The organism is Acidobacteriota bacterium (assembly GCA_009861545.1).
Classification (GTDB): Bacteria; Acidobacteriota; Vicinamibacteria; order Vicinamibacterales; family UBA8438; genus WTFV01.
In genome coordinates, this window is the sequence record VXME01000055.1 from 1 (window position 1) to 10,353 (window position 10,353).

The 10,353-nt window shown below is 71.2% G+C and carries 10 protein-coding genes and 1 tRNA gene; 5 read left to right on the forward strand and 6 right to left on the reverse strand.

Features of this window, described 5'->3' with window-relative positions; all coding sequences use genetic code 11:
• Positions 1–150: 150 nt before the first annotated feature.
• Positions 151–489, forward strand: coding sequence for a hypothetical protein (locus tag F4X11_08360; GenBank protein ID MYN65026.1), 339 nt, complete (start codon positions 151–153; stop codon positions 487–489).
• 300 nt (positions 490–789) lie between these two features.
• Here the strand turns inward: F4X11_08360 and F4X11_08365 are convergent.
• The 5 genes from F4X11_08365 to hemE form a co-directional block, all read right to left on the reverse strand.
• A tRNA-Lys gene (locus F4X11_08365) sits at positions 790–864 on the reverse strand.
• A 71-nt stretch (positions 865–935) separates the two neighbouring features.
• Positions 936–1,574 carry a DUF2911 domain-containing protein gene (locus F4X11_08370; GenBank protein MYN65027.1) on the reverse strand — a complete coding sequence of 213 codons (639 nt, stop codon included), beginning with the start codon at positions 1,572–1,574 and terminating at the stop codon, positions 936–938.
• 130 nt (positions 1,575–1,704) lie between these two features.
• A complete protein-coding gene (gene rocF, locus F4X11_08375) occupies positions 1,705–2,613 on the reverse strand; it encodes an arginase (protein ID MYN65028.1) in 909 nt (302 codons plus the stop codon).
• On the reverse strand, positions 2,610–4,016 hold the full coding sequence (gene hemG, locus F4X11_08380) for a protoporphyrinogen oxidase (GenBank protein ID MYN65029.1): 1,407 nt from the start codon (positions 4,014–4,016) through the stop codon (positions 2,610–2,612). The genes rocF and hemG overlap by 4 nt, the downstream gene beginning before the upstream one ends.
• A gap of 63 nt (positions 4,017–4,079) precedes the next feature.
• Positions 4,080–5,102, reverse strand: coding sequence for a uroporphyrinogen decarboxylase (hemE, locus tag F4X11_08385; protein MYN65030.1), 1,023 nt, complete (start codon positions 5,100–5,102; stop codon positions 4,080–4,082).
• Between the two features lie 193 nt (positions 5,103–5,295).
• Here hemE and F4X11_08390 point away from each other — a divergent pair, with 193 nt between their 5' ends.
• The 4 genes from F4X11_08390 to trxB all read left to right on the forward strand — a co-directional run bounded on the left by F4X11_08390 (position 5,296) and on the right by trxB (position 9,594).
• The gene (locus F4X11_08390) at positions 5,296–6,045 is read left to right on the forward strand and encodes a hypothetical protein (GenBank protein ID MYN65031.1); all 750 of its coding nucleotides are present in this window, start codon (positions 5,296–5,298) and stop codon (positions 6,043–6,045) included.
• A 24-nt stretch (positions 6,046–6,069) separates the two neighbouring features.
• Positions 6,070–7,434 carry a VWA domain-containing protein gene (locus F4X11_08395; protein MYN65032.1) on the forward strand — a complete coding sequence of 455 codons (1,365 nt, stop codon included), beginning with the start codon at positions 6,070–6,072 and terminating at the stop codon, positions 7,432–7,434.
• 79 nt (positions 7,435–7,513) lie between these two features.
• On the forward strand, positions 7,514–8,617 hold the full coding sequence (locus F4X11_08400) for a D-alanyl-D-alanine carboxypeptidase (GenBank protein MYN65033.1): 1,104 nt from the start codon (positions 7,514–7,516) through the stop codon (positions 8,615–8,617).
• 14 nt (positions 8,618–8,631) lie between these two features.
• Positions 8,632–9,594, forward strand: a complete 963-nt coding sequence (gene trxB / locus F4X11_08405) for a thioredoxin-disulfide reductase (protein MYN65034.1) — start codon at positions 8,632–8,634, stop codon at positions 9,592–9,594.
• 27 nt (positions 9,595–9,621) lie between these two features.
• Here the strand turns inward: trxB and F4X11_08410 are convergent, their stop codons facing one another.
• Positions 9,622–10,320, reverse strand: coding sequence for a hypothetical protein (locus F4X11_08410; GenBank protein ID MYN65035.1), 699 nt, complete (start codon positions 10,318–10,320; stop codon positions 9,622–9,624).
• Positions 10,321–10,353 lie beyond the last annotated feature (33 nt).

A 10,353-nucleotide genomic window follows, 5' to 3' on the forward strand; every position in this document is an offset into this window, starting at 1 on the left:
TCAACCGGCAGAAATAGTTGTCGTTCACCGGCAAAAGTAGTTGACGCCGAACAGCATTCTCGAGGGCCAAGCCAGCAAGGTCGCGGCGGCGATGCGGCGTGCGGCGACCGGCGCCGGCCTCGCCAACGACACCCGCAAACCGGTCGATACGTGCGCCGACTACCTGCTCAAGTACCCCCGTATCTGCACTACGACCGGTACCTCGCGGCGGGCTATCCCATCGCCACCGGCGTCATCGAAGGGGCGTGCCGGTACCTGGTCCGCGACCGGATGGAGTTGACCGGCGCACGGTGGCGCCTGGTGGGAGCCGAGGCGGTCCTGAAGCTCCGGGCGCTACGGGCCAGCGGCGACTTCGATGCGTACTGGGACTTCCACGAAGCGCGCGAATACGAGCGGAATCACGCCCAGCGATACGCTGACGGGAAGGCGCCGCCGGTCAGCGAGCCGTCCCCGCCGTCCTCTCTACCACGCCTTCGACGGGTCAAGTAGCTCTTCCGTGCCGTTCGCAGACGCCCCCCGGGCCGTCGACGAAGAAGAGCCACACCCAAATCGGCGATGCAGCTGCTTGGCCGGTCAAGAGCTGAACTCCTCCCGGCGACCGGGTCATCGGGAGTCTACCTTGCGCGAGCATCCGGGGCTCTTGAGCAGTCTGCGAACGCGGGCTTCCGCGCCTCGTAGAGCACGGATCTGGACGTACAGGCTGCAATTCCGTCACCGAGCGATGGACCCTATTTGGACCCTGCGAAGTCGAACGGCTGACTCTCGTTCCACGCAAATTGTTGATTCTATTGGTGGGCCGCGCTGGGATCGAACCAGCGACACCCTGATTAAAAGTCAGGTGCTCTACCACTGAGCTAGCGGCCCGAGGGCGGGCCGCGGCCGGGGAGGCCGCGACCCGTCGGAAGCAGGCGGCGGGCCGAGCGCCGCCGCCGGAATCAGTGCACCATCAGCGGCACGCTGGCGGTCAGCGTCCCCCAGTCGAAACCGAGGTTGCCGTCCTCGATCGAGATGACGAGCTGCTCGGCCGGCGGGTCGAGCGCGCCGACGGTCATGGGGATGTGCTCGAGGTCGTGTTCGGCGTTGTACGCGGTGCCCCACTGGCCGGCCTCGCTGTTGACGATCAGGTGGAATTCGTCGCCGGCCTGCATGGTCCAGAGCGTGTACTCGCCGGCCGGGATGGTCGCGTCGCCGAGCATCAGTTCGCGGTCGGAGGTCAGCGTGGTGGCCTCGTCCGCGCCGAGGCGCCAGACCGAGTCGGCCATCGGCTCGACCGTCTCGCCGACGACACGGCCCTTGATGTACGGCCGGCCATAGTCGATGGTGATGTTGCCGCCGTCGACGCTCCAGTGGACGCTGACGTGGGGGCTGCCGCCGGCGCCTTCGTGGACGGGCGTCACGTGGCCGCCGCCGAGCATCTCCATGGCGCCCGCATCCGCCGCTTCGGCGTCCATGTCCGCGCCTTCGGATTCCATTGCCTCGGGTTCCGGCGCTTCACCGCCGCCGCCGCAGGCGGCGACGAACGTCAGGACCAGGCCGCCGAGCAAGAGGGTGAAAAGAAAGTGACGAGCGTTCATCGGGTCTCCCTTCGTCGGTAGATCATCGAAGAATAGCACGTGGCTCCCGCGCTGCCGGCGTGCGCAAGGGCACGGCGTCGCACTGTGCGGGCGGTGTCGCGCCCGGCGGCCGGCGGCGGGCCGCGGACGGCTACAGAATCCGCTGCCCGAGGGCCGAGAGCGCGAGCTCGACGCCGAGCTCGGCGGTGGCGTTGCGGTGGTCGAGCGTGGGATTCAGCTCGACCAGGTCGAGGCCCCGGAGCCGCCCGCTGTCGGCGACGGTCTCCATGACGAGGTGGGCCTCGCGGTAGCTGAGGCCGCCCTTGACGGCCGTGCCGACCCCGGGAGCGATGCCGGGATCGCAGACGTCCAGATCGAAGGAGACGTGCAGGCGGTCCGTGTCGCGGCCGGTCAGCTCGAGGGCCCGCTCGGCGACGGTGGCCATGCCGAGGCGGTCGATGTCCTTCATCGTGAAGACGTGGACGCCGGATGCGATCACCCGCTCGCGCTCGGCGGGGTCGAGGTTGCGGACGCCGATGAGGACGGTGCGGGCGGCCTCGATCGCGGGGGACGCCCCGCCGATGGCGGACAGCTCGCCGGGCTCCGGTCCGAGCAGCGCGGCGAGCGGCATGCCGTGGACGTTGCCGCTGGGGCTGGTGTCGGGCGTGTTCATGTCGCCGTGCGCGTCGATCCAGAGCAGGCCGAGGTGTCGTCCCTGCCGCCGGGCGGCGGCGGCGGTGGCGGCGGCGGAGCCGGCGGACAGGCTGTGATCGCCGCCGAGGACCAAGGGGATCGCGCCCGCCGCGTGCGATGCGTCGGCCGTTTCGAACAGCCGGCGGCAGACGCCGGCGATGGCGCCGATGTACTTCCTGCCCGCCTCTCCGGGCTGGATGGTTTCCCGGACCGGCGCGATCAGGTTGCCCCGATCCGTGACCGTGTAGCCGAGCCGGGCGATGCGGTCGCCGAGGCCGGCGATGCGCAGCGCGGACGGCCCCATGTCGACCCCGCGGCGCGAGGCCCCGAGGTCGAGGGGCACGCCGATGACGTGCACGGCGCTCATGCCGCGCTCCAGACGGCGTCGGCCGCGGTCCGCCCAGCGGCGCGGCCCGCCGCCACGCAGTCGGCGATGCCGACGCCGCGCAGGGCGGCGCCCACGATTTGCAGCCCCGGCGTCCCCGCCAGGCGGTCGTCGATTTCCGCGACGCGCGCCGGGTGGCCGACGTTCAGTTGGGGGTTCGCCCGCGGCCAGCGGTAGACGCGGGCCAGCACCGGCTCGCCGTGGATCCCGAGCAGTCGCGTCAAGTCGCCCCGTACGGTGTCGATCAGGGATGCGTCGGGCTCTGCGAGCGCGTCCGGCCGGCGCGTCCCGCCGAGGAAGCCGCGCAGCAGGACGTGGCCGTCCGGGGCGCGGCCGGGCCACTTCGACGAGATCCAGGTGGCGGCGGCGATCGAGAGGCCCGGCTCGACGCGGGGGACGACGAATCCGCTGCCCCGGAGCGGGTGCGATACCGCGGCGCGGGCGAAAGCGAGCACGACGATCGCGACCGAGGTGTCGGTGCACTCCGCACAGAGCCGGCCGAGCCTGTCGTCGACGCCGGCGGCGAGCGCAGCCGTGGCGGGGGCGGGCAGGGCGCAGATGACGTGATCCGCGGTGATGCGGGGTCCCTGCGCCGTCTCCAGCGCGTAGGGCGGTCCGGCGGTGAGCCTGGTGACCTCGATCCCTTGCCGCAGCGCGTCCGCCGGGAGGCGCGCCGCCAGCGCGCGGGGCAGGGTCTCGAGGCCCTCGGCGAACGAGCGGAAGGGGCCCTGATGCTCGGGCGCACCGGGGCGCGCCGCCGCGGTCCGGCGAAACGCGCGGATCACGCTGCCGTGCTTCCGCTCCGCCTCGATGAAGCGCGGAAAGAGCGCGTGCATCGAGAGCCGCTCGACGTCCCCGGAGTGGATGCCGGCGAGCAGCGGCTCCGCCAGGTAATCGGTCGCCTCGGCCCCGAAGCGGCGGCGGAAGAACGCCCCGATCGTCTCCTCCGCGGGTTCCGGCCGCCGATGGCTCCGATGCGGGGGCGTCAGCAGCTCCAGCCCCAGGCGCAGCCGGCCGCGGCGGGAGAGAAGCCGGTGGGCCGCGAGCGACCCGAGGCCGACAGGTATGCCGAAGACGGAGCCGCCGGGCAGCGGGTGCAGCGTTCCATCACGAACGACGTACGCCGTGCGCGGCGCGCGCGTCGGGATGAGGCGGCCGGCGAGGCCGAGCTCCTCGCAGAGGGCGATCGCCGCCGGTTTCTGCGTGACGAGCGAGTCCGGTCCCGCGTCGATGGTGAACCCGCCGGTTCGGTCGGTGCGGATCATGCCGCCGAGGCGATTGGATTTCTCGAGCAGTACGAAGGGCGTCTTCCGGCGGTGGAGCTCGTAGGCCGCCGCCAGTCCGCTGATGCCTCCGCCGACGACGGCGACGGCGACGTGGCTCATGCCCGGCTCCCGTCCGACTCGGGCGCGGCATGGGCGGCCCGCGGCCGGCGCGGCGGGCCGGCGTCAGCCGCACTCGTGGACGAAGCGGGCCAGGGTCTGCACATGCGAGACAGGCGTCTCCGGGAGGATGCCGTGACCGAGGTTGAAGATGTGGCCGGCCTGCCCGCCCACGCGCCGCAGGACGTCGTCGGCGCCGGCGAGAAGGCGGTCGACGCGCCCGAGGAGCAGCGTCGGATCCAGGTTTCCCTGCACCGCCCGTTCCGGTCCGATGCGGGCCCAGGCCTCGTCGATGGGGACGCGCCAGTCGACGCCGATGACGTCGCCGCCCGCCTCGGTCATTGCCTCCAGCAGGGTGGCGGTGCCGGTTCCGAAGTGCAGGACGGGCACGCCGGTCTCCGCCACCGCCGCCAGCACGCGCCGCGTATGGGGCAGGGCGAACTCGCGGTAGTCCGCCGGGCTGAGCGCCCCGACCCAGGAGTCGAACACCTGGATGGCCTGCGCGCCTGCCTCCACCTGGGCCACCAGGTAGTCGGCGACGGCCGCCGACAGCGTCTCGCAGAGGCGGTGCCAGGTGTCGGACTCCCCGTACATCAGCGCCTTGGTTCGCGCGTAGTGGCTCGACGGTCCACCCTCGACGGCATAGGACGCCAGGGTGAACGGCGCGCCGCCGAAACCGATGAGGGGAACGCGGTCGGCCAGCTCGGTGCGCAGCAGGCGGATGGTGGCGAGCACGTGGCCGAGCGATTCGCGCGGCTCGAACCTGCGCAACCGGGCGACGTCGTCCGCCGTGCGGACGGGCTCGTGGATGACCGGGCCTTCGCCCTTGACGAAATCGAACGGGATGCCGAGCGGCTCGAGCGGCAGGAGCAGATCCGAGAAGAGGATGGCGGCGTCGACCTCGAGGCGGTCGACCGGCTGCAGCGTCACCTGGACGGCCAGCTCCGGCTGACGGCAGATGTCGAGCAGGGAGTGCCGCTCGCGGATCGCGCGGTACTCGGGCATGTAGCGTCCCGCCTGGCGCATGAACCAGACCGGCGTGCGGTCGACGGGCTCGCGCCGGCAGGCGCGGAGAAAGCGGTCGTTCACCCGGAGATCGTACTACGAGCCGACGGGGGCGGACCGCGCCGCACGGGGGGCGGCGACCGCGCCGGGAGTCCGCGCTGCGGAAACGGGGTAGACTCCCGGGTCAGACCCGGTTTGCCGGCAATCGTAAGCGCCGCGGCGCGACCGCGCCGGTCGCGTTCGGTGGCGATTGTCGGGCCGGGATGCGCCTCGGCCCATGCCGTATCTCCGATTCTCCCGCGACGAGCGAGGCTACGAGCATACGTACGTGCTCCACGGACTGCGCAGCGGTTCCCGGCCACGGCTCCTGTACTGGTTTCGGACGCCGCCGAACGTGAACGTGGGGCGGTTGCCGCTCGACGAGGACGCGATCCGCGCGATAGAGGACTCCAACGCGGAGCTCACGTTCGACTGGGGAAAGATGCTGCGGGTGAAGCCGCCCCCGGCCGCGGTGCGGCCGGATGAGGACGGCCGCCGATCGCGCGCCCGGAGCGCGGGGCGGCGTGAACGCCGGGCGGCGCCGGAGCCGCCCGGCGCCGGCGGGGCCGCGGACGACCGGCGGCGGCGGGGAGCCGCCGGACCCGATGCGGGCCGAGCCGGCAGGCGGGACGCCCAGGGCGCGGCTGCCGGTCCCGGCGGCGAGCCGGATTCCGGCGGCGCGGCGCCCGCGCACCCGGTCGCAGCGTTGGTCGGCGACGACGGGCTGGCTCGCCTGCGGGCGCAGTACGCCGAGCTCCGGGCGCGGTTGACCGAGAGCCGGGTCGAGCCCCGGTTGCGCGAGAGGGTGTCCGCACGGGTCGAGGCGCTGAATCCGGATGGCTGGCGTCCGGGGGAAGAGGCGGTGCTCGGCATCGAGCGGTTCGAGTCCGAGGCTGCGGCCGTCAAGGCGGATCTGGGGCGCCGGCGCCGGCGGGCCCCGCGCGGGCGTCGCGGCACGGAGGAGGAGCCGCCCACGGGGCAGGACTAGCCCGGAAATCGGCGCTTTGTTATCATGCCAGACATGATGACGTGCAAAACTCGACTGCAACCCTGCCGCTGGGTTCGCACTGTCGGCCTGATCGTGGCGATCGGCGTCATGGTCGGCGCACCGTTGCGGTCCCAGGAGTCCCTGGATCCGGGTCGACAGGGCGATCCGGCAACCGTCTTCCGGTCCGGCGTCACGCTGGTGACGACCGACGTCATCGTGCGCGACGGCAGCGGCGTCTTCGTGCCGGACCTGACCGAGAGCGACTTCCGGGTCTACGAGGACGGCCAGCCGCAGGAGGTGGCCTCCCTCGTCCTCGTGCATGGCGGCCGGGTGTTCAACCAGCTCGTGCCGCCGCCGCAGGCGCAGGAGGGCATCATCCTGCCGCCCACGCGCGCGGTCAACGACACGGCGGGGCGCATATTCGTAATCCTGGTCGACGACCTGCACATCGAGACGAGCAAGACGCCGCGGGCGCGCGCCGTCTTCGAGCAGTTGTTGGACAACCTCATCCACGAGGGGGATCTGTTCGGCATCGTCTCCACCGGGCCGTCGTCGATCCGGGTCGACATGACCTACGACCGCAGCCTCATCAAGTCGTCGGCGGATCGGCTGACCGGTGACGGCTTCAACCCGACGGAGATGATCCGCTTCCTGTCTCCGGGGCCGCGCGGGCCGAGCGAGCTGTCGTGGCGCGCCCACGTGGCGTTCAAGACGATGCGCGACGTCGTCCGGAACCTCGAGCGGGTGCAGAACCGGCGCAAGGTGGTCATCTACTTCAGCAGTGGCTACGACTTCAACCCGTTCGCCCACGAGCGCATCTTCGGGCGGTCGCCGATCTACGAGGACATGCGGAACTCCGGCCGCTGGGGATCGATGTTCGGGCAGGACCAGGTGGCCGGGCTGTACGAGGGCATCGCCGATCCGATGATGGATCCGTTCGAGCGGATATCCCGGCAGGGAGAGGTCTTCAGCGACGCCGATCTCGCGATGGAGATCGCGGAGTTGACCAAGGCGGCGAACCGGGCCAACGCCTCGTTCTATACGGTGGACCCGCGCGGGCTCGTCGCCGGGCCCGACCCCGACTACAACGGGCCGCGCGAGGCGTTCAACGATTTCCTGTTCACGACGCAGAACAGCCTCCGGTCGCTGGCCGAGCTCACCGGCGGCCGGGCGATCGTCAACCGCAACGATTTCGACGATGCGTTCCGGGAAATCGACGCCGAGACGAGCGACTACTACGTCGTCGGCTTCTACTCCAGCAATCCCGATCCGACGTTCCGCACGCGGCGGCTGCGGGTCGAGGTGAACCGCGGCGCCGTCGACGTGCAGCATCGTACGCACTACACTTACGCGCGCGCCAGCGATAACGCGGGCCCGCCGCTGCCGTGACGAGCGGGGCGGGGGCGGAGGATTCCATGACGCAGGGGCTCACCCATCGCGGGTGGGCCTTTGTTCTGTAGTGGTGGACATGGCGTACAAGCGACGAGCTGAACGCGGCGCCGGTTGGTCCGGGCTCGCCCTCGCCCTGGCCGCGGTCGGCCTGTTCCTGTTGGGGATCGGTCGGGTGCCGATGGCGATCCGGGGTGCCCCGCCTCCCGCGGCGGCGGCAGCCGAGCCGGCGTCCGTCACGGACGCCGGCCCATCGCCCGGGGTGGGTGCGACGGCAACCGCGACGTCAGCCGCGGGTGCTCCCGTTGCGGCGCCGGCCGCGAGCGCCGTTGCGGCGCCGGCCGGGCGGCCCGACACGCCCCTGCTGGCGAGGTCCGCGCCGGATTCGCCGCGAATTCTGGACATCGGGGACCGCCGGCGCCCGCGGGTGCGGGTCGCCGCCGGCATCCTGTACAACCCGCGTACGGAGGAGATTCTCTGGGAGCGGCGGGGGCTGGACCAGCGGCCGATCGCCAGCATCACGAAGGTGATGACGGCACTGGTCCTGCTGGACCGGGCGCCCGATCTCGACCGGGACGTCGTGGTGTCGCGGCGCGACGTCCGCCGGGCCTCCACCACCTACCTGCGGCGCGGCGAGCGGGTCACGCTGGATACCCTCCTGCACTTGGCGCTGATCGCGTCCGACAACGTGGCCGCGCGGATCCTCGCCCGCGCGTCGGGTTGGGGCACCCGCCGCTTCGTGAAGGAGATGAACGTGAAGGCGGCGGCGCTGGGTCTGGAAGGCACGAGCTTCGTGGAGCCCTCCGGTCTGGACGAGCGCAACGTGTCGACGCCGTACGACGTCGCGCGGTTGCTCGCTGCCGCGAGCGACGTGCCGGCGATCGCGCGGATCATGCGCAAGGGGACGCATCGCGTGCGTACGGATCGCCGCAGCGTGAACATCCGCAACACGAACCGGCTGCTCCGTTCCCGGAACGCGGTCCGGGGCGGGAAGACGGGGTACATCAGCGAGGCCGGCTTCTGTCTCACTGCGCTGTTCGAGCTGCCCGACGCCGGCCCGGTCGTGCTGGTGGTGCTCGGGGCGGGGTCGAACGCCGGGCGCTTCGCCGAGGCGGGCCGTCTCATCGACTGGATGTCGACGACGGGCCGTTCGCTGCTGGAGCCGGAACTGCAGACGAACTAGCGCGACACGTACTCATGCGAGAAGTGACCATCATAGGTTCGGGGCCGGCGGGGTTGACGGCCGCCCTCTACGCCGCGCGGGCCAACCTGAATCCGCTGCTCATCGAGGGGCTGGAGTCTGGCGGCCAGTTGATGCTGACCACCGACGTGGAGAACTACCCCGGATTCCGCGACGGCATCCTGGGGCCGGCCCTGATAGCCGAGATGCGTGCCCAGGCGGAGCGGTTCGGCACCGAGATCGTGCAGGGCGACGTCTCGGCGCTCGACCTGCAGGGGCCGCCGATCCGCATCACCACGAGCGGCGGCGTTCACGAGACGCGTGCGTTGATTCTGGCGACGGGGGCGTCGGCGCGTCTGCTCGGACTCGATTCCGAACGGGCGCTGATGGGGCACGGCGTGTCGACCTGCGCCACCTGCGACGGCTACTTCTTCCGCGACAAGCCGATCGTCGTGGTGGGCGGCGGCGACTCGGCGATGGAGGAAGCCACCTTTCTGACGAAGTTCGCATCGCACGTGACCCTGGTGCACCGCCGGGACGCGTTCCGGGCGTCCAAGATCATGCAGGACAAGGCGCGGGCCAACGCGAAGATCTCGTTCGAGCTCGACACGGTGCTCGACGAGGTGAAAGGCGTGGCCGAGGGCGTCGTCACCGGCGTCGTCCTGCGCAATGTCAGGACGGGCGCGATCAAGGAGCTCGCCGTCGACGGCGTCTTCATCGCCATCGGCCATACGCCGAACACGAAGCTGGTCGAAGGGCAGGTGGATCTGGACCAGAACGGGTACATCGTGCCGGTGCGCGGCACCGCCACCAACGTCCCCGGGGTGTTCGCCTGCGGCGACGTGCAGGACCACGTCTACCGGCAGGCCATCACCGCGGCCGGTTCGGGTTGCATGGCCGCCATCGACGCCGAACGGTATCTGGAGAGTCTGCCCGCGCAGGATCCGCAGGCCGTGGAGACTGCATCCGCGGGAGGATAGCTCCGCGCTGTTCTCGGCCCGGTGTGGTCAGTCGATCCAACCGCCGCCGAGCACGATGTCGCCGTCGTACAGCACGACGGCCTGGCCGGGGGCTATCGCCGGCTGCGGGTGGTCGAAATCGAGGCGCAGGGCGGCGCCGTCGAGCGGCCAGACGCGGGCCGGCGCCGGCGGATGATGGTGACGGATCTGTGCCGTGACCGGGCATCCCTGCCGTGGCGTTCCCTCGATCCAGTTCACGCCGCCGGCGGTCAGCGTGATCCGTTCCAGATCGGCGCGGGGGCCGACGGTGACGGTGTCCGACGCCGCATCGATGGCCGTGACGTACAGGGGCACGGCGCCGGAGACGCCGAGCCCCTTGCGCTGGCCGACGGTGAACCGGTGCACGCCTCGATGCCGTCCCAGGAGCCGTCCCGCCGCATCGACGACCGCGCCCTCGCGTGCACCCTCGGGGAGTCGCCGTTCCACGAACGCCGCATAGTCGCCGTCGGGCACGAAGCAGATCTCGTGGCTGTCCGGCTTGTCGGCTACGAGCAGGCCATGGTCGCGAGCGTAGTCCCGGACCTCCGCCTTCAGCATGTCGCCGAGCGGGAAGCTGGCGCGAGCGAGCTGTGATTGCGTGAGGGAGAAGAGGAAGTAGCACTGATCCTTGGCGTCGTGGGGGGGGGGGGCGGCGCCCCACCCCCCCCCCCCACAAAAAAAAAAAAAAAAAAGAAGGCGACCGACCAAATGAAGAGGTGGGTGGAAGCTGTGGGAGTAATA

Coding starts and splice junctions, on each gene's coding strand:
- F4X11_08400 (MYN65033.1), top strand. CDS start 7,514: ATGGCGTACAAGCGACGAGCTGAACGCGGCGCCGGTTGGTCCGGGCTC.
- trxB (MYN65034.1), top strand. CDS start 8,632: ATGCGAGAAGTGACCATCATAGGTTCGGGGCCGGCGGGGTTGACGGCC.
- hemG (MYN65029.1), bottom strand. CDS start 4,016: ATGAGCCACGTCGCCGTCGCCGTCGTCGGCGGAGGCATCAGCGGACTG.
- F4X11_08390 (MYN65031.1), top strand. CDS start 5,296: ATGCCGTATCTCCGATTCTCCCGCGACGAGCGAGGCTACGAGCATACG.
- F4X11_08395 (MYN65032.1), top strand. CDS start 6,070: ATGCCAGACATGATGACGTGCAAAACTCGACTGCAACCCTGCCGCTGG.
- F4X11_08370 (MYN65027.1), bottom strand. CDS start 1,574: ATGAACGCTCGTCACTTTCTTTTCACCCTCTTGCTCGGCGGCCTGGTC.
- rocF (MYN65028.1), bottom strand. CDS start 2,613: ATGAGCGCCGTGCACGTCATCGGCGTGCCCCTCGACCTCGGGGCCTCG.